General features: G+C 59.4%; 18 protein-coding genes. 7 read left to right on the top strand and 11 right to left on the bottom strand.

Going from position 1 to position 17,649, the window contains the following annotated elements:
* Window positions 1-60 precede the first annotated feature (60 nt).
* The 5 genes from NKI85_RS02650 to NKI85_RS02630 all read left to right on the top strand — a co-directional run bounded on the left by NKI85_RS02650 (window position 61) and on the right by NKI85_RS02630 (window position 4,601).
* A complete protein-coding gene (locus NKI85_RS02650) occupies window positions 61-585 on the top strand; it encodes a hypothetical protein (protein ID WP_352775674.1) in 525 nt (174 codons plus the stop codon).
* A 214-nt stretch (window positions 586-799) separates the two neighbouring features.
* Window positions 800-1,153, top strand: a complete 354-nt coding sequence (locus NKI85_RS02645; protein ID WP_502896101.1) for a c-type cytochrome — start codon at window positions 800-802, stop codon at window positions 1,151-1,153.
* Window positions 1,154-1,299: 146 nt separating this feature from the next.
* Entirely contained in the window at window positions 1,300-2,235 is a 936-nt protein-coding gene (locus NKI85_RS02640; RefSeq protein WP_352775671.1) for a heme o synthase, read from the top strand.
* A 251-nt stretch (window positions 2,236-2,486) separates the two neighbouring features.
* The gene (locus NKI85_RS02635; protein ID WP_352775668.1) at window positions 2,487-3,299 is read left to right on the top strand and encodes a class I SAM-dependent methyltransferase; all 813 of its coding nucleotides are present in this window, start codon (window positions 2,487-2,489) and stop codon (window positions 3,297-3,299) included.
* Between the two features lie 483 nt (window positions 3,300-3,782).
* The gene (locus NKI85_RS02630) at window positions 3,783-4,601 is read left to right on the top strand and encodes a DUF2189 domain-containing protein (protein ID WP_352526019.1); all 819 of its coding nucleotides are present in this window, start codon (window positions 3,783-3,785) and stop codon (window positions 4,599-4,601) included.
* Window positions 4,602-4,661: 60 nt separating this feature from the next.
* Here NKI85_RS02630 and NKI85_RS02625 read toward each other — a convergent pair whose 3' ends face one another.
* The 10 genes from NKI85_RS02625 to NKI85_RS02580 all read right to left on the bottom strand — a co-directional run bounded on the left by NKI85_RS02625 (window position 4,662) and on the right by NKI85_RS02580 (window position 12,415).
* Entirely contained in the window at window positions 4,662-5,135 is a 474-nt protein-coding gene (locus NKI85_RS02625) for an aminoacyl-tRNA deacylase (RefSeq protein WP_352526018.1), read from the bottom strand.
* 144 nt (window positions 5,136-5,279) lie between these two features.
* Entirely contained in the window at window positions 5,280-5,684 is a 405-nt protein-coding gene (locus NKI85_RS02620; RefSeq protein ID WP_352775664.1) for a cytochrome C oxidase subunit IV family protein, read from the bottom strand.
* A gap of 10 nt (window positions 5,685-5,694) precedes the next feature.
* Window positions 5,695-6,417: a heme-copper oxidase subunit III family protein gene (locus NKI85_RS02615; protein ID WP_352526015.1), complete on the bottom strand. Its 723-nt coding sequence runs from the start codon at window positions 6,415-6,417 to the stop codon at window positions 5,695-5,697.
* A gap of 13 nt (window positions 6,418-6,430) precedes the next feature.
* A complete protein-coding gene (locus NKI85_RS02610) occupies window positions 6,431-7,135 on the bottom strand; it encodes a cytochrome c oxidase subunit 3 (protein ID WP_352526013.1) in 705 nt (234 codons plus the stop codon).
* Window positions 7,132-8,901, bottom strand: a complete 1,770-nt coding sequence (ctaD, locus tag NKI85_RS02605; RefSeq protein ID WP_352526011.1) for a cytochrome c oxidase subunit I — start codon at window positions 8,899-8,901, stop codon at window positions 7,132-7,134. The genes NKI85_RS02610 and ctaD overlap by 4 nt, the downstream gene beginning before the upstream one ends.
* Before the next feature lie 21 nt (window positions 8,902-8,922).
* A complete protein-coding gene (coxB, locus tag NKI85_RS02600; protein ID WP_352775662.1) occupies window positions 8,923-9,807 on the bottom strand; it encodes a cytochrome c oxidase subunit II in 885 nt (294 codons plus the stop codon).
* A 177-nt stretch (window positions 9,808-9,984) separates the two neighbouring features.
* Window positions 9,985-10,146: a hypothetical protein gene (locus tag NKI85_RS02595; RefSeq protein ID WP_352775659.1), complete on the bottom strand. Its 162-nt coding sequence runs from the start codon at window positions 10,144-10,146 to the stop codon at window positions 9,985-9,987.
* Window positions 10,143-11,417, bottom strand: coding sequence for a PQQ-dependent sugar dehydrogenase (locus NKI85_RS02590; RefSeq protein ID WP_502900639.1), 1,275 nt, complete (start codon window positions 11,415-11,417; stop codon window positions 10,143-10,145). The genes NKI85_RS02595 and NKI85_RS02590 overlap by 4 nt, the downstream gene beginning before the upstream one ends.
* A gap of 68 nt (window positions 11,418-11,485) precedes the next feature.
* Complete coding sequence (locus NKI85_RS02585; RefSeq protein WP_352526006.1) at window positions 11,486-11,935, bottom strand: DUF2231 domain-containing protein; 450 nt, start codon at window positions 11,933-11,935, stop codon at window positions 11,486-11,488.
* A 123-nt stretch (window positions 11,936-12,058) separates the two neighbouring features.
* Entirely contained in the window at window positions 12,059-12,415 is a 357-nt protein-coding gene (locus NKI85_RS02580; RefSeq protein ID WP_352526005.1) for an SPW repeat protein, read from the bottom strand.
* 555 nt (window positions 12,416-12,970) lie between these two features.
* On the opposite strand from NKI85_RS02580, the gene NKI85_RS02575 reads away from it, so the two are divergent.
* Both NKI85_RS02575 and NKI85_RS02570 read left to right on the top strand, forming a co-directional pair.
* Window positions 12,971-13,837, top strand: a complete 867-nt coding sequence (locus NKI85_RS02575; protein ID WP_352775657.1) for a class I SAM-dependent methyltransferase — start codon at window positions 12,971-12,973, stop codon at window positions 13,835-13,837.
* A gap of 360 nt (window positions 13,838-14,197) precedes the next feature.
* Window positions 14,198-16,777, top strand: coding sequence for a bifunctional diguanylate cyclase/phosphodiesterase (locus NKI85_RS02570; protein WP_352776221.1), 2,580 nt, complete (start codon window positions 14,198-14,200; stop codon window positions 16,775-16,777).
* Window positions 16,778-16,871: 94 nt separating this feature from the next.
* On the opposite strand, the gene radC is transcribed toward NKI85_RS02570, so the two are convergent.
* Entirely contained in the window at window positions 16,872-17,618 is a 747-nt protein-coding gene (gene radC / locus NKI85_RS02565) for a RadC family protein (protein WP_352776219.1), read from the bottom strand.
* Window positions 17,619-17,649: the final 31 nt, after the last annotated feature.

The raw sequence follows: 17,649 nt of genomic DNA, 5'->3' as shown, positions 1-17,649 counted from the left end.
ACGAAGCTTTGATGATTATCTGCGCTGGGTTGCGGATCGCAGCGGTTGTTGGAGGCATCGTTGAGACAGTTCTTCGGTATCGGAAGCGTGGTCGCGACGGTGTTCCTGCTTGCGTCGGTCCGCGGCATCGCCCAGGCTGATACGGTTCTCGACAACTGGCGGTTCGACAAGAGCAGCGATGGTCTTGTCACCGCCTCGCTTTACGCGACCAACAAGCTCATCACCGGCGGCGGCGCATTGAGTTACAGCCCGGTATTGACGATCGCCTGCCGGACCGCTGGCGAACCGCGTTGGAGCGAATGGCTGCAACTGAGCGATACCGTCTCCGCCAGTCGAAACATCGCCATGTCGGTGACTGTCGACCAATCCGGCAAGGTCAACGAAAGCTGGTCGGTCGGCCCGCGCGGCAGGATGCTGGTTCGCGACGGTGCCGACGGCATCAAGCGACTGATTGCCGCGGACCGGCTGCTGCTGTCCTGGCGGTTCGGGCTGCTGTCGGGCCGCGGTGAAGCCGATTTCGATCTTGCCGGCCTTGAAGAGGCGGTCGGCCGGATCGCCGCCGCCTGCAACACCAAATTGCCTTGAGCAGATTGTCCGCATTAAACCTTTGCATGGTCGAACTCTACCTGCCGGCCGGGTTCTGTGGTATGTAGGTGCCGCAACTCCATAGGCAGTGAATATCCGTTCTGCCGTACAAGGGCGCATGCTGGCGGACTAAATGTCGGCATGTGCAGGTCAGCCAGGGCAAATTGGCGATCAGGGAGGAAATGCCATGCGTGCCATTGTGTTTTTTACCGTCATGTCCGTCGCGACCGTCATTGCCGATCCCTCGCGGGCACAGGATGCCGCGGCGGGTGAGAAGGTCTTCGCCAAATGCAAGGTCTGCCACATCGCGGACAAGGACCAGAACAAGATCGGTCCGTCCTTGAACGGCGTCATCGGCCGAACGGCCGGCACGCATCCGGGGTTCAGCTATTCCAAGGCCATGACCGAGGCTGGAAAATCCGGCGTTAAATGGGACGAAGCCACGCTGGCGACCTACCTTCACGATCCCAAGGCGATGGTCAAAGGAACGAAGATGGCATTTCCCGGCCTCAAAAAGGACGAGGACGTCGCCAATGTCATCGCTTATCTGAAGCAATTCTCCAAATAACCCGGTACTTCCGCCGCATCTTGGTATCGCAAACAGGTCGAGGCAGGCCTCGACCGAAATCCACCGGCAGTGTCGATGGGGAGGGCGGCTCGTTGCAAAAAAAACATTGGCCGGCTAGGCTACCGTTCCCATTGGTGGTCGTCTGAATGTCGACTAGAGAAAGCCGTCTCAAGGATACCGGCGTCCGCCTCTCGGAAGCGACGGCCGGCGACTTCTTTGCGCTTTTGAAACCACGGGTCATGGCGCTCGCCGTTTTTACCGCCTTCGTCGGCCTGATGATGGCGCCCGGTGTGATGAATCCGGTTATCGCCGTAATCGCCATCGGCGCAATTGCGGTTGGAGCAGGGGCCGCCGGCGCGCTCAACATGTGGTATGACGCGGACATAGATGCCTTGATGTCTCGCACGTCAAAGCGGCCGATCCCGTCAGGTCGCGTCACGCCTGGCGAAGCTCTCGGCTTCGGCCTGGTGCTTTCCGCACTGTCGGTCATGACGCTCGGCGTGCTGGTGGGATGGCTTGCCGCATCGCTGCTGGCGTTCACCATCTTTTTCTATGTCGTCATCTATACGATGTGGCTGAAACGTTCGACGCCGCAAAACATCGTCATAGGCGGCGCTGCGGGCGCCCTTCCTCCGGTGATCGGGTGGGCGGCTGCAACCGGCGCGATCGGCATTGATAGCGTCATTCTGTTTCTGATCATTTTCCTCTGGACGCCGCCTCATTTCTGGGCGCTGGCCCTCTTCAAGGTCGGCGACTATGCCGCAGCGGGCATCCCGATGATGCCGAATGTGGCTGGCCAGGCCTCGACCAGAAAACAAATCTTCGCCTATTCGCTGCTTCTTGCGCCAATCGGCGTGCTTCCTTGGGCCTTCGGCTTCGCGAGCGGATATTACGGCATTGTTTCGGCCGCATTGGGCGCGGGTTTCATCTGGCATGCCTGGAAGGTCCTCGTCATCGCCGACAAGGAAATGAAGTCAGCAAAGGCGCTGTTTGCCTATTCGATTATTTATCTTTTCGCGATTTTTGCGGCGCTGCTTGCCGACACCATTGCAATGCGAGCGGTCATGTCAGCCGGCTACTGACGACTTGTTCCCCGCCTTAGGCCGTGGACTCATAAACGCGCAGCCATCGGCGGATGCACGCGGGCGCATCATCAACCCGCCACGTCCATCATGATAGACACCAATAGCCTGATCTTACTTCCGCTTTCGCGGAGCTACGGCCCGACATAGCTGCATATGCTGTTGGACGCCTCTCGGTCGAAAGCAACCCAAAACCAACAATTGTATGCTAGGCTCGCGAGCCAATCAAAACGGACGGCGGGGGATAGCAAATGTTGGAAACGGACAAGGTGTTTGCTGGCTCGATTCCGGAAAATTACGATCGCTATATGGTGCCGTTGATTTTCGAGCCGTTCGCCGCAGATCTTGCACAGCGAGCAGCGTCCTTTTCGCCCAGGGCCGTCTTGGAAACCGCCGCGGGCACCGGGGTTGTCAACCGCGCACTGGCGCCAAAACTGTCCCCTGACGCAAGCTATATCGTAACCGACCTCAACCAGCCGATGCTCGACTACGCCGCTTCGCGACAAGCTCCCGACAGTCGCATCAAATGGCGCCAAGCTGATGCTCTGGCGCTACCGTTTGAAAATGCGGCCTTCGATCTCGTTTGTTGTCAGTTCGGCGCGATGTTCTTTCCCAACCGCTCATCTGCCTACCGCGAAGCAAAGCGAGTCCTGAAGCCCGGAGGACACTTTTTATTCAACGTATGGGATCGCATCGAGGAGAATGTATTTGCGGATGATGTGACGAATGCTCTCGCCAAGATTTTTCCGAACGATCCGCCGCGCTTTCTGGCACGCACGCCGCACGGCTACCACGATACGGCACTGATCCGTAGCGAGCTGGAGGACGCAGGCTTCTCCCGTGTGGTGATCGAGACGAGAGCCGAACAAAGCCGTGCATCCTCGCCGCGCCTTCCGGCCGTTGCTTATTGTCAGGGAACTCTTCTTCGAAACGAAATCGAGGCCAGAGGCGCAGGAGAACTGGAGGCCGCAACCGACTATGCCGCATCCGCGATTGCAGACAAACATGGCAGCGGCGAGGTTGCTGCCAAAATTCAGGCACACGTAATCGTGGCTGTGGTCTAGGTGTTGGAATATCCCGTTCCGGCACTTCGCGACATTCCGCTGCTACGCAGCAGTTGCGTTGCTTTCGGACTGAAACGGACATGAACCGAGTTTATGAGTACGCGCCCTAGATGCATCTGGATTAATTCAGCGTTCTAGAGTTGCTGCCCGGCCGAGACTTCGGCTCGGCGATTGGAGAAGTCAAGGCCGACTCAAACATCAGGTTGGCAGTGCACAAAATCCCAGCAACAGCAGAACAACGACGCCAAGGCCGAGTATGAGAACTGTCCTTCCATCCATGACCTTCACCTTCGACTTGAAGAGCATATCGAAGAAAAGCCTCCAGAGCTAGTCGGGCCGCCGAGGCCTTCTTACAAGCGCGACAAGTCCCTCGCATGAGAGTATATTGATGATGGTGCAGGTCGCGGTTTCGCGTGGCCAGTCATGCAAAACGGCAGCACCGTAAAACCGCGACCTTACCGGACCTGGTCTGGAGGAATGGTCATGGCAAGCTTTCACGTGATAGCAGGCGCCAGCGAGACGCTGGAACACACCAGAGTTCGAAAAATCGGTGTCTCCGATCTTTTCGATGCGCTCAGGCGTGGCGTCGACGATTTCATGGTCAAGCCATCGCACATCGTTTTTCTCTGCCTGATCTACCCGCTTGCGGGGGTCGTGCTTGCTGTCTGGACATCAGGCAACAACACGCTGCCATTGCTGTTTCCGCTTGTGTCCGGCTTTGCACTAATTGGTCCGTTCGCGGCGATCGGCCTCTATGAGATCAGCCGGCGACGGGAAGCCGGGCTCGACGCCTCGTGGAGGCACGCCTTTGAGGTCAGGAGTTCTCCGGCGCTGCCGGCTATCGCGGCGGTCGGCATCATGCTGCTTGCGATCTTCATCGCCTGGCTTTTGACGGCCCAGATATTTTACCAGACCCTGTTCGGCCCGGCGCCACCGCAATCGCTGTCCAGCTTCATCAGTGAAATATTCGCCACGGGACGCGGCTGGACGCTCATCATCCTGGGTCACGCCATCGGCTTCGTGTTCGCCGCGGTTGTGTTGTGCACCACGGTCGTCGCCTTCCCGTTGTTGCTCGACCGCGATGTCGGCGCCTACGAAGCCATCCACACCTCGGTGCGCGTTGTCCTGGCCAACCCGATCGTGATGGCGGTGTGGGGCCTTATTGTCGCCGTTGCCCTGATCATCGGCTCGCTGCCAGTGTTCGCCGGGTTGGCAGTCGTGCTGCCAATCCTTGGTCATGCCACCTGGCATGTCTATCGGAAAGTTGTGGAATCGCCGACGGCCACCAGACCGGTGAGCTGAAAAAAATCTGCTCTGCCGCACCGGCGAGAGGGCCGGTGCGGGCAGAGTGGGTCGGAGCTTTCAATAGGCCGGGTGGCTGAAGCGGGCCTGGCGCGCGTCTTTTGTCAGGTCGCGGAAATCCTTGCCGCTCACATGAACCAGCGTCCTGTGGTCGCCGCCCTCGAAATAGATTTCGGGAGCGTCGCCGAGACTTTGATCGACGACCACCGGCACATCATAGGCAGCGCCGATCGGCGGGACAGCCCCGACGTCGCAATCGCCGAACAACGAGATCACCTCGTCTTCGGAGGCCAGTCCAAGAGGCTTGTCCATGACATCCTGCAATGTCGCAAGTTCGATCCTATGCGTGCTTGGAACCACGGCCAGCGCATAGCCACGGTCGTGGTGAACGACCACCGATTTGGCCACTATGCTGCCAGGCACATGTGCCGCAATGGCGGATTGCCTGCTTGTCGCCGTGCGGTGATGCTCGACGGTATCGTAAGAAATTCCTTTCCTATCGATGAAGTCCTTCAGTCTGTTTGCGATGGTCATCTTGGGCGCCCCTTGCTGGTGTTCGCGACGCATGTGGAAACGTCGGCATCGCCTGCCGTTTCCGATACCAACAGAAATGGACCAGCTGCAGATTGTTTCAAGGCGAAGGCTCCAGGACCGGACCGCCTGGATCCGGATTGCATGTCAGGGGCCAGCCCCGAAAAATGCCATTCGGGTGAGAAGCGTGTAGTCCGCTTCGAAGACCATCATCGTCACGAACACCAGCACCAGCACCGGCGGCAGGATGATTGCATATGTCAGCGCCAGCCGTTCCCAGGCCATGTGCATGAAGATGGCGACGATCAACCCTGCCTTGAGTATCATGAAGATCAGGATCAGCGACCATCTGAGATAGCCGTGGAGACCGAAATAGTCGACCAGATAGGAGCAGGTGCTGAGGATGAACAGCCATGCCCAGACCACCAGATAGAGCTTGATCGGGTGCTCCTGATGAACCTCCGCGGGGGTAACGCCGGTCGTCGTCGCATCATGCGTATGGGCGCCGTCGAGCGTGTGTTGTCGCAGGCCGTTTGCGGTTGCTTCAGCCATGTTCTGCCTCTCACCAAAGATAGAAAAATGCAAAAATGAACACCCAGACCAGGTCGACGAAATGCCAGTAGAGCCCCATGATTTCGACGTTCTCGTAGCGGCCCCTCCGGCTGGTGAAGAAGCCGGGCCGTCCGACATCGTAATCCCCGCGCCAGACCTTTCGCGCCACGATGATCAGGAAGATGACCCCGATCGTCACATGCGTGCCGTGGAAGCCGGTAATCATGAAGAAGGATGACCCGAACTGTGCAGCGCCCCAGGGATTGCCCCAAGGCCGCACGCCCTCGGTGATCAGCTTGGTCCATTCGAAGGCTTGCATGCCGACGAAGGTCGCGCCGAGTGCTGCGGTCAGAAGCATCAGGACTGCCGTCTTGCGGCGGTTGCGGCGGTAGCCGAAATTCACCGCCATGGCCATCGTTCCGCTGCTCGAGATCAGCACGAAGGTCATGATGGCGATAAGGATCAACGGAATCTCGGAGCCGCCGATGCGCAGGGCAAAGACCTCGCTCGGATTGGGCCACGGCACGCGTGTGGAGATACGCGCGGTCATGTAGGAGAGCAGGAAGCAGCCGAAGATGAAAGTGTCGCTGAGCAGGAAGATCCACATCATGGCCTTGCCCCAGGACACGTTTTTGAACGCGCGCTGATCCGAGGACCAGTCGTCGGCAATGCCTTGCCAGCCTGCCGGCCGCGGCTCCGTTCGGCCGATGTGGGTCAGTGTCGTCTCTGCCATCCGCCCGTTCCTTCTAGGTCAGCAACCCTCGGCAAATGTCGATTAAAGTCGAAGCCCAGCCGGCCAGAAGAGCGAAGATGGCGAGCCAGACGAAAAGCAGGAAATGCCAGTACATGGCGCACAGCTCGACGCTGAGGCGAAGCCGCTGCGGCCGCGCTCCGTTCCAGGCGCCGGCGGTCGTTCTGCCCAGGCCGACCAGCCCTCCCAGTATATGCAGGCCATGCATTCCTGTTAGCAGGTAGAAGAAGCTGTTGGCCGGATTGGAGGCCAGAAAATAGCCATCTGCGCTCAGTTCCCGCCATGCCACAAGCTGTCCAATCAGGAAGGCGAGCGCCGTAAGTCCAGCGGTGGCAAGGCCGAGCCTGACCATGTCCACTTGACCCTTGCGCGCCGCGAGCGAAGCGCACTGCATCGCAATGCTGCTCAAGACCAGTACGCCGGTATTAAGCCAGAGCAGGGGCGGGATGGGCAGCGGCTGCCAGTCCGACAGCGCCATGCGCATGAAATAGGCGCTGGTGAACAGTGCGAACAGGCAGCCGACGACGGCGAGGAAGACGCCGAGCCCGATCTTGGCGGTCGGCAGCGCCGATCCTTCCATACCGACAAAATCCCCGGCCATACCTTGCTCGAGCCATGGCTTGGTCATCAGCCGCTGGTGGGAAAGCCACCACCCGGCAATACCGGCGATCACGAGCAGGAAGACCAGAATTACGCTCATGCCGGCTCCCTGGAGGGGGCGAACGAGCCCGGAACGTTTTGCGGAATGAAGTCCTCCTTGGCGCCCGGCACGCTGTAGTCATAGGCCCAGCGATAGACGATCGGCAGTTCCTTGCCGAAATTGCCATGGGCCGGAGGTGTTTCGGGCGTCTGCCACTCGAGCGTCGTGGCCCGCCAAGGATTGCCGCCGGCCTCACGGCCATGGCGGATGCTCCAGATCAGATTGAACAGAAACACAATCTGAGCAAAGCCGACGATGAACGCCATGATGCTGATGAACGAGTTCAGGTGGTGCGCCGATTCCGTCATCACCGTCATGTCGGTCAGTTCGTTGTAGCGCCGCGGCACGCCCATCAAGCCGAGATAGTGCATCGGAAAGAAAATCAGGTAGGCGCCAAGGAAAGTGACCCAGAAATGGAACTGGCCCAGTGTTTCGTTCAGCATCCGACCGGTGACCTTCGGATACCAGTGATAGATCGCGCCGAAGATCACGATAATCGGGGCGACGCCCATGACCATATGGAAATGGGCGACGACAAACATTGTGTCCGACAGCGGAACGTCGACGACGACATTGCCGAGGAATAACCCAGTCAACCCGCCATTGACGAAGGTGACGATGAAGGCCAGGGCGAAAAGCATTGGTATGGTGAGATGGATGTCGCCGCGCCACAGCGTCAGCACCCAGTTGTAGACCTTGATGGCTGTTGGAATTGCGATGATCAGTGTCGTGGTGGCGAAGAAAAAGCCGAAATAGGGATGCATGCCGCTGACATACATGTGGTGCGCCCAGACCACGAAGCTCAGCGCGCCGATGCCAACGATGGCCCAGACCATCATGCGGTAGCCGAAGATGTTCTTCCGTGCATGGGTGCTGATCAGGTCGGATACGATGCCGAAGGCCGGAAGCGCGACGATATAGACCTCGGGGTGGCCGAAGAACCAGAACAGATGCTGGAACAGGATCGGGCTGCCGCCACCGTGCTGCAATTGTTCGCCCATCTCGACGATAGCCGGCATGAAGAAGCTGGTGCCGAGCGCGCGGTCGAACAGCATCATCACGCAGGCGACGAACAGCGCCGGGAAGGCGAGCAGCGCCATGACAGTGGCGGTGAAAATACCCCAGACAGTGAGCGGAAGGCGCATCAGCGTCATGCCGCGCGTGCGGCCCTGCAGCACCGTCACGACGTAGTTCAAGCCGCCCATGGTAAAGCCGATGATGAACAGGATCAGCGAGACGAGCATCAGGATGATGCCCCAGTCCTGGCCGCCTGGCGTACCGGTCATGATCGCCTGCGGCGGGTAGAGCGTCCAGCCGGCGCCTGTCGGTCCGCCGGGCGCAAAAAAGCTCGACACCAGGACCAGCACGGCAAGCAGGTAGATCCAGTAGCTCAGCATGTTGACATAGGGAAAGACCATGTCGCGAGCGCCAACCATCAGCGGGATCAGGTAGTTGCCGAAGCCGCCCAGGAAGAGTGCCGTGAGCAGGTAGATCACCATGATCATGCCGTGCATTGTGATGAACTGGTAGTAAGCTTCCGGGGTGATGAAATCGAACGTGCCGGGGAAGCCGAGCTGCAGCCGCATCAGCCAGGACAATACCAGCGCCACCAAGCCGATCGCTGTCGCCGTCGCCGAATACTGGATGGCAATGACCTTGGCGTCCTGCGAGAAAACGTATTTCGTCCACCAGCTGTGCGGGTGGTAGAGTTCCATTTCCGCGACTTCGGCTGGCGGGATGGCATCTGCAGGCGTGATATCAACCATAGGAACACCTCCGTGTCCTTTTCAGCGAGACCCGACGGTTTCGAGCTTTGCCGCAATCTTCGAACCTGACGCCGTTGTCCGGCCCAGCGCCTGGCTTGCCGAGCCCGTCTGCTGGGGCGCCGACAGTTGCGCAAACGTCTGCTGCTGGCCGAGCCACGCCAGATAATCCTCCTGCGTATCGACCATGACCACGCCATGCATCATCGGATGTCCCTGGCCGCAGAGTTCGGCACACAGGACCTGAAAGGTTCCGGTCTTGGTCGGCGTGAACCAGAAATAGGTGACTGAGCCCGGGATCATGTCCATCTTGGCGCGGAATTCCGGCACGTAGAAATCGTGCAGCACATCGATCGAGCGGAGCAGCATCTTGACCGGCTTGCCGACCGGCAGATGCAGATCGGCCGCTTCGACCACGACATCGTCCTGGCCGTTGAGATCGGTGGCGATGACGCCGAGCGGATTTTCAGCGTTGACGTCGCGGGTGTCGGATGTGCCGAGCTTACCGTCCTTACCGGGCAGGCGGAAACTCCATTGCCATTGCTGGCCGACGACTTCGACCTCGGTTGCGTCGCTTGGAACGTTGACGAACCGGCTCCAGACGAACAAGCCGGGAATGAGCAAAGCCGTGACACCGACCGCGGTGACGACTGTCAGCCAGGATTCGAGCCGCCTGTTCTCCGGTTCATATGCCGCCTGATTGCCTTCCCGATGACGGAAGCGGAAGACGCAATAGGCCATGAAAAGAACCACGGCGGCGAAGACGACGCCGGTGATCCAGAAAGTTATGATGATGGTGTTGTCGATATAGTCCCAGTTCGAGGCAATCGGCGTCCACCACCATGGGCTCAGGAAGTGGAACAACACCGAGCCCACGACTATCAGAACGAGTACAAGCGCAACGGCCATGTCCCGTTTCCTCCCGGCGATCCAGGGGCAAAGCCGTCCCGGGAAATACCAAGTGCATCATAGCTCGATTTGCGATGAAAATTCTAGAGCCGGCTGTGGGAACGGCAAAAAATACAATTTCTCGGTGCAGGCGGACCTTCGGGTCAGATCGGCGGCAGGCCTTCTTCTAATTTCAACTCAGCCGCCCGGCACCTCCGGCAAACCCTCATCGCGCAAGGCGGGAGCCGGCGCGGAAAGTCTCGCCACCAGGGTGAAGAACAACGGCACGAAGAATATGCCGAGCAGGGTTGCCGCGATCATGCCGCCCATGACGCCGGTTACGAGAATGCCACGCGTCATTGGCCAGCTTGTGTCACCCGCCACACCGTGTTGCCAACGTCGTCGGCGATGAGCAAGGCCCCGGACTTGTCGACCGCCAGGCCGACGGGCCGGCCGCGCGCCTTGTTGTCCTTCAGGAAATCGGTCACCACGTCCTGCGCGACGCCGCTCGGACGGCCGCCGCTGAATGGTACGAACACCACCTTGTAGCCATTGAAGCGCGTGCGGTTCCAGCTGCCATGCTCGCCAACGAAGGCGCCGCCGCGATATGTCTCGGGCAGGCTGGTTGCCGTATAGAAGGCCAGTCCGAGAGGGGCGAGGTGGGAACTCAGCGCATAATCCGGCACGATCGCTTTCGCGACCAGGTCCGGACGCTGGGGCATGACGCGCGGATCGAGATGCTGGCCGTAATAGCTGTATGGCCACCCGTAGAAGCCGCCGTCCTTTACCGACGTGAGGTAATCCGGCACGAGATTGGGGCCGAGCTCGTCGCGCTCGTTGATGACTGCCCAGAGCGCGCCGGTCTCAGGCTCCCAGGTCAGGCCGTTCGGGTTGCGCAATCCGCTTGCGAAAATGCGTGACCGGCCGGTAGCCCTGTCCACCTGCCAGATGGCGGCGCGGTCCTTCTCCGCCTGGATGCCGTTTTCGGCCACGTTGCTGTTCGAGCCTATGCCGACATAGAGCAGAGAGCCGTCAGGGCTTGCCACAAGGCTCTTCGTCCAGTGGTGGTCGATCGGGCCGCCGGGCAGGGCAGTCAGCGGCGTTCCGGGCGCGGTGATCTTGGTGTCACCGGTGGTGTAGGGGTAACGGACGATGGAATCGGTGTTGGCGACGTAAAGATCGCTCCCCACCAGCGCCACGCCGAAGGGCGAGTTGAGGTGGTCGAGGAATACGCTGGTCAGCTCCGGCTTGCCATCGCCGTCGGCGTCACGCAGCAGCGTAATGCGATTGCTTGGGCCGCTGTCGCCGCCCGAGGTGACCCAGGATTCGATCCAGCCCATCACCAAATCCTTGGGCCGTTTGATTGGTTCGCCGCCCGGCGCCTTGGACTCGACCACCAGGACGTCGCCATTGGGAAGCACATAAAGCGAGCGCGGATGCTGCAAGCCGTTGGCAAAAGCCTGGATCTGCAGCCCCTGCGCAACGGTCGGCTTTCCGCCGTTCTTCCATCCGACCACGGAAGCGAGATGCATGGGCGGGAAGAAATATTGGATCGGCTCGGGCAGGTTTGGGTTCGGCCCTATTTGGCTGCCGGGATCTGGGTCGTTGCCGCTGCACGCGGCAAGCGTAATCGCCGCGGTGCAGGTGAGGATAGACGCCGCGATGCGCCCGGCCTGTCTGATGGAGCTTTCTACGCGCGTCAATCCGCCACTCCGACGTGATGCCGGTACACCAGGGACCAGCCCAGCCAGCCAGTGAAGATGAGGATGAGCACGACAACCGCCGAGAGGATCAGGCCGGTGGGAACGACGGAAGTCCATGCATCGCGGGTGTGCACGAGCATATTGATCACGGACAACACCAGCGCAAGCAGATTGCCGAGCACGTGCGGCCAGGCGGGGGGCTGCGCTCTTATCAGCGAATTGGCCAGGAAATCGATCAAGCCTGCGATCGCCGCAAGGCAGCCCATGATCACGCCGACGGTAACCAGCCAAGCGGAGAAATTCGCCCACATCATCTCCGCTGTCCGCCAGTAGGCCAAATCCGTCAGCAGGGTGCCGACGAAGCAGGCGATCGGAAATGGCACCAACATCGGATGAATGGGATGCCCCGCAATCCTAGCCGTCGAACGCGGATTGTCACCAACCATATGCGCTCCTTTTGCCCCGATCAGACCAACTCAGCATGGTCGCCGCTGCCGCGACACCGGCAGCAGCGCCTATCAACAACGCCCGCAAAGTGCGGGTCGAGACAGCCGCTACTTGCTCGGCTGCTAAGCCGCGGACTGCGTCGGCGGGTTCTGGTACATCATCCACAGCTCGATTGCGGCCAGGACGGCGACCAGAATGCCGATTACGACATGCACGGTCATCGCAGTGGTCGCCTGGAATCCAAGCACCCAGGGCGATACGAGTACCCACAGTCCGACGACCAGGTTCACCCACTCTTCCCAGACGGCAAATGCCGCGAGGGCGGCAACCGAAAGCACGACGATCAAGATTCCGCTGCCGAGGGCGTTCTGCGTCGGTGGGCCTGCCGCAAAGGCGAAGATCCAAGGAGAAAAGAACAGAATTGCCCCAAGGATCAGGTTGGCTACGTCACAGAGCCTAGCGTTTGTCCACTGGTTCATGGCATCCTCCATAGAGAGAGCGTTTGTGGCTCCCGAGTTCGGCAAGGTGCCTGAGGTTCGGCGAAATGCGCCCGAAGCCGCCCACTCCGCGTCGCGCCAATGCCCTTACCCGGCCGGACCTCCGTATCTGGCGGAACTCCGGTCAAATCCGGCTATCTAACTGAATTCCAGGCTTTATGTTCCACTCGAGACCAGCATGCTGGATCACTTGACGGTGATCGATCAAATCCAAAGGTGCCGTGCCACTGGTCAGGGCAGCGGGACAGCGGCGCGGGCAGCTCATTCTTTTCTCGAGCCGGTGAAACATTTGTCATGGATCGCAGCTCTTGGGCCCCGAGGGTTGAGGCCAACCTGACTGCGCAGGACGAGCACGAACGGCACAATTATAGGCTTGGGACAAAATAAGTTGGCAACGGGAAGCTCTTGCTCGTCTTGGTTGCCGCCGAAGCGTGTTTGAGAGACGACCGGTCCGGATTGACGCGCGATACTTTCGCTGCAAAGGTATCTTAACGACTTGTTTACCATGCGTCAGTCCGGGCTGGGAGTGGGGGGAATTTGGAACCGTTTCTGGGTGCGAACCGCCTTAATTGGGATGATCGGGCCGAACTGCACTCGACCGACACAACGGGCAGCTACCACATCGAGAATGTGCTGGCAGGCGGATCCAATCTCTATGAGCTGGAAACGCGCGAGGTCGGCGATATTGCCGGCAAGGATATCGTCCACCTGCAGTGTCACATCGGCCTTGACACAATCAGCTTGAAGAATCTTGGTGCGGGCAGCGTGACCGGCCTCGACTTTTCACCCGCGGCGATCGCGGCGGCGCGGGATTTCGCTGCGAAGGCAGGCACCGACGTGCATTTCGTGGAAGCGCCACTGTTCGAGGCGGTCGAAGCCCTGGGCCGGACCTTTGACATCGCTTACGTTACCTGGGGTTCGGTAAACTGGCTGGACGACGTGTTCCGTTGGGCGCGGGTGGTTGCCGATCTCCTGCGACCCGGCGGCCGGCTCTACATGGCAGAGGGCCATCCATTGATGTTTCAGTGCAATCGAAAGGCCGCGGCTCTGGAGTTGAAGCACGACTGGCGAACGCCGATAGCTCGGCCGCTCGCCTGGAACGAGGAACTGACCTACACCGGCGATGACCGCATCTTGAAGCATCCTCGCTATTATGAGTGGATCCACCCGATCAGTGACGTGGTGAACGCGCTGATTTCAGCTGGTCTGACGCTCGATTTTCTCAATGAGCATGACACGGTTTCGTGGCAGCACTTTTCATTTGCAGTGCGGGCCGGCAAGGATATGTACGGCCTGCCAGAGAACTCTCCCAAGATACCGATGGCCTATTCCATTGGCGCGACGAAGCGGAGCGTCGGCAAGATACCATATCTTGTGTCTCACAAGTCGATTGAGGGCCACTAGCCCAAGGTCAATGCTCTTGACGTACTCGGGTCGGAGCATCGAGGTGTGCAATGGCGCTCGTGTCTACGGTCTTCCGAGCAAGGCTGATCTCGTTTCATGTTGGTCCGCTTCATGCAGCCTGCCTTCAACATCGCGCGGGCGGTGGTGTCGATGTCGACATAACAGCCGGCGTCAGCCGTCGGAAATGCGAAATTTTTCAGGAGTGTGAAGGTCAAATTAAACATTGAACGCTAATATTCCTCATCGGATCGACCCGAGAACCTGAAATGGCAATTGAGGAATCGCCTATTGGCTTTTTTCCGCGCTAGGTTCGGCGGCATTAAGGAGGCCGTCTTTTCGTCGGCAAATATTCCGGCGGCGATCGCGTTTGTCGTCATCCTTATCAGCGCAGCGTTCGCGGAGCACCAGAACAAGATCGTCTCGGACCAGGCCGTCCGTGCGGACGTGCTGACCAAGGTCAACCTCATCCGCGCCAAGCTCGAAGGCAATATCAACGGAAACCTTCAACTCGTGCATGGACTGGTCGCTGCGGTCGTAACTGAGCCCTATATGGGACAGCAACGCTTCGCTTCGCTGGCGAGTAATCTGTTTGGCGCGGACTCGCAATTGAACAATATTGCCGGCGCGCCCGATCTGGTCGTTTCCCTGATGTACCCGATGGAGGGTAACGAGCAGGCGATGGGCCTCGATTACCGCAAGAACGAGCGGCAGCGTGCGGCTGCGCTAAGGGCGCGAGACGAACGCAAGCTGGTGCTTGCCGGTCCCGTCGATCTGAAGCAGGGAGGACAAGGCTTTATCGGTCGCTTTCCGGTTTTCGTGCGGAGCGCGGGCAATACGGAAAGGTTCTGGGGCATCATTTCCGCCGTTGTCGACGTGCAGCGTCTCTATCGGGCGAGCGGGCTGCTTGACGACGATCTCGGGATTGACATAGCGCTGATCGGCAGGGACGCTCTCGGCCAAAATGGAGACCAATTCTACGGCAATGAGCGGATCGGCAAAAGCGATCCGGTGACGGCCGACGTTTTGCTCCCGTCCGGTTCGTGGCAGATCGCGGCCATTCCCAAAAATGGCTGGCCTTCGACGCCAAGTAACGCATGGTTGTTGCGCGCGATCATGGCGACGGCCGGGGCCTTGGTTGTGTTCCCCTTCCTGGTCACAGGTCGCCTGATCGGCGAAAGACAGCGCAATTATGCGGAATTGCGTCGATTGTCACGACGCCTGGAACTCGCTCTGGAAGCCTCGGCTATTGGGGTTTGGGAACACGATCTCGCGACCAACGACCTTACGTGGGATGATCGCGTAAATGAGATATATGGCAAATCAACCGGGGAGCACCGGGGCTACATAGACTGGGCGGGTGCAATCCACCCAGATGATTTGGCTACCGCCAACGCAGATTTCGACAGCGCGGTGGCCAGCGGACGACCATATTTGTCGGAGTACCGGATTGTGCGTCCGGATGGCGAGGTCCGTCATGTCCGGTCCAAGGCGATCGTTTACCGGGTCGCAAACAACACTCCAAAAATGATCGGCGCGGAATGGGACGTTACAGCCGATGTCCTGCTGAACCAGGATCTGGTTCGCGCAAAACAGCTGTCCGAGTCGAAAAATGCAGAACTCGAGTCGGCCAAAGCGCGCATAGAGCACATCGCGCTTCATGACTCGTTGACCGGCTTGCCCAACCGGCGTTACCTCGACCAGGTACTGGAAGATTACGCGGCAAACGCCAGGCGCTCAGGCGGGCATGCGGCACTGCTTCACATCGATCTGGATCGGTTCAAGCACATCAATGATACGCTGGGCCACGCCGCCGGTGACGCAATGTTGATTCACGCGTCAACAGTCCTCAGATCGAAGGTCGGCGACGAGGGATTCGTCGCCCGCATCGGAGGAGACGAATTCATCGTTCTGTGCGTGGTGCGCGACGATACCAAGCAACTGGCGCTGCTCGCTGACCGCGTCATCAGCCAGATGCGCGAACCGGTCTACTACCAGGGCCATCGATGCCGTTTTGGTGTCAGCGTGGGAATCGCAGTCGACAACGGAAAAAATATCGAAGCCAAACACCTGCTGGTAAACGCCGATATCGCGCTTTACCGAGCAAAGAGGCGTGGGCGCAATCGATACGAATTCTTCACCGACGCGATGCAAAGCGAAATCGTCGATACAAAGCGGATTGCCGACGAAATTCTCGGCGGCCTTGAGCGCAACGAGTTCATCCCCTTCTACCAGCCCCAATTTGACGCAAAGACGCTCGAAATCGTTGGGGTTGAGGCGCTGGCGAGGTGGAGACATCCAGAAAAGGGTATTTTGGCGCCCGATGTCTTCCTGAGAATTGCGGAAGAACTGAATGTGGTATCGATCATCGACCAAGCCATATTGAAGCAGTCGCTTTTGGACTTCAAAGAATGGTCCGATGCTGGACTCCACATTCCGCGGGTATCGGTCAATGTTTCGGCGCGACGCCTTCAAGATGAGGCGCTCATCAAGAGCTTGCGAGAACAAAATATCAAAAAAGGGACAGTTTCATTCGAGCTTGTTGAGTCAATTTTCCTGGACGAAAACGACGACCTTGTCACCTGGAATATCGAGCAGATAAAAGAACTCGGGATTGACATCGAAATAGATGATTTTGGCACCGGTTACGCTTCGATAGTCAGTTTGCTCAAGTTGCAGCCTCGCCGGCTAAAGATAGATCGGCAGCTGGTCACCCCAATCGTCAAATCGCCGCAAAGAAGGCAGGTTGTCTCGTCAATCATTGACATCGGCAAGTCCTTGGGTATCGAGGTCGTGGCGGAAGGTGTCGAGACGATGCAGCACGCACGGATACTCAAAGGCCTGGGCTGCGACATGTTGCAGGGTTATGCCTTCGGCTACGCGCTCGATTCCGACGGACTAAAGGCCTTTGTTCGATCCCGGCGGCTGCGCACAGCCAGCTGAGCGTGAGTCCCCGCATTTACCGGCGCGATCGGCGTTGAGCGTCGCATCAATATGCGCGTGGCAGGCCAGGCCGGTAACAACAACCCTCAAATAATCAAATAAGCAGCAGGCCCTTCATGCTGGAATGGCCTTTCCTGCCGATGATGATGTGATCGTGAACGGCAATGCCAAGCGGTTTGGCCGTCTCGATGATCAGCTTGGTCATCTCGATGTCGGCGCGCGACGGCGTCGGATCGCCCGATGGATGGTTGTGAGCTAGAATAATCGCCGTCGCCGAGAGCTCCAAGGCGCGCCTGACCACCTCGCGCGGATAGACCGGCGTGTGGTCAACGGTGCCGACCTGCTGCACTTCGTCGGCGATCAGTGCGTTCTTCTTGTCGAGGAACAGGATGCGGAACTGCTCCCGCTCCTCGAAGGCCATGACCGACCGGCAGTATTCGAGAACCTGCGTCCAGGTTGACAAAAGCTCGCGGCCGGCGATCTCGCCGCGCGCCATGCGCTGCGCCGTTGCAGCAACCACCTTCAGCTCGAGCGCCACCGCCGGGCCGATGCCCTTCACCTCCTGCAGCCGCTCGACAGGCGCGCCGAGCACTTCGGCCAACGTGCCGAAGCGCGCCAGCAATGCCTTGGCGACCGGCTTGGTGTCGGCGCGCGGGATCAGCCGAAACAACAAAAGCTCGAGCAGTTCGTAGTCTGGGAGGGTGTTGGGACCGGCGGCGAAGCGCTCGCGCAAGCGGTCGCGATGGCCGAGATAATGCGGCTTGTCGGCGGCCACTGCCTTGGCGGACGATCGCATTGGCTTTTCGGGAAAGAAGGCCCGCTCGTCATCGTCACCGGTCATGGCTGCCCGCACCCAGCATTTGCCGGGCAAG

This window comes from Mesorhizobium sp. M0571 (genome assembly GCF_040320985.1).
Taxonomy (GTDB): Bacteria; Pseudomonadota; Alphaproteobacteria; order Rhizobiales; family Rhizobiaceae; genus Mesorhizobium.
This window is presented reverse-complemented; position numbering and strand designations above follow the sequence as displayed.

Coding starts and splice junctions, on each gene's coding strand:
- NKI85_RS02645 (WP_502896101.1), top strand. CDS start 800: ATGTCCGTCGCGACCGTCATTGCCGATCCCTCGCGGGCACAGGATGCC.
- NKI85_RS02640 (WP_352775671.1), top strand. CDS start 1,300: ATGTCGACTAGAGAAAGCCGTCTCAAGGATACCGGCGTCCGCCTCTCG.
- NKI85_RS02635 (WP_352775668.1), top strand. CDS start 2,487: ATGTTGGAAACGGACAAGGTGTTTGCTGGCTCGATTCCGGAAAATTAC.
- NKI85_RS02630 (WP_352526019.1), top strand. CDS start 3,783: ATGGCAAGCTTTCACGTGATAGCAGGCGCCAGCGAGACGCTGGAACAC.
- NKI85_RS02625 (WP_352526018.1), bottom strand. CDS start 5,135: ATGACCATCGCAAACAGACTGAAGGACTTCATCGATAGGAAAGGAATT.
- NKI85_RS02620 (WP_352775664.1), bottom strand. CDS start 5,684: ATGGCTGAAGCAACCGCAAACGGCCTGCGACAACACACGCTCGACGGC.
- NKI85_RS02615 (WP_352526015.1), bottom strand. CDS start 6,417: ATGGCAGAGACGACACTGACCCACATCGGCCGAACGGAGCCGCGGCCG.
- NKI85_RS02610 (WP_352526013.1), bottom strand. CDS start 7,135: ATGAGCGTAATTCTGGTCTTCCTGCTCGTGATCGCCGGTATTGCCGGG.
- ctaD (WP_352526011.1), bottom strand. CDS start 8,901: ATGGTTGATATCACGCCTGCAGATGCCATCCCGCCAGCCGAAGTCGCG.
- coxB (WP_352775662.1), bottom strand. CDS start 9,807: ATGGCCGTTGCGCTTGTACTCGTTCTGATAGTCGTGGGCTCGGTGTTG.
- NKI85_RS02595 (WP_352775659.1), bottom strand. CDS start 10,146: ATGACGCGTGGCATTCTCGTAACCGGCGTCATGGGCGGCATGATCGCG.
- NKI85_RS02585 (WP_352526006.1), bottom strand. CDS start 11,935: ATGGTTGGTGACAATCCGCGTTCGACGGCTAGGATTGCGGGGCATCCC.
- NKI85_RS02580 (WP_352526005.1), bottom strand. CDS start 12,415: ATGAACCAGTGGACAAACGCTAGGCTCTGTGACGTAGCCAACCTGATC.
- radC (WP_352776219.1), bottom strand. CDS start 17,618: ATGACCGGTGACGATGACGAGCGGGCCTTCTTTCCCGAAAAGCCAATG.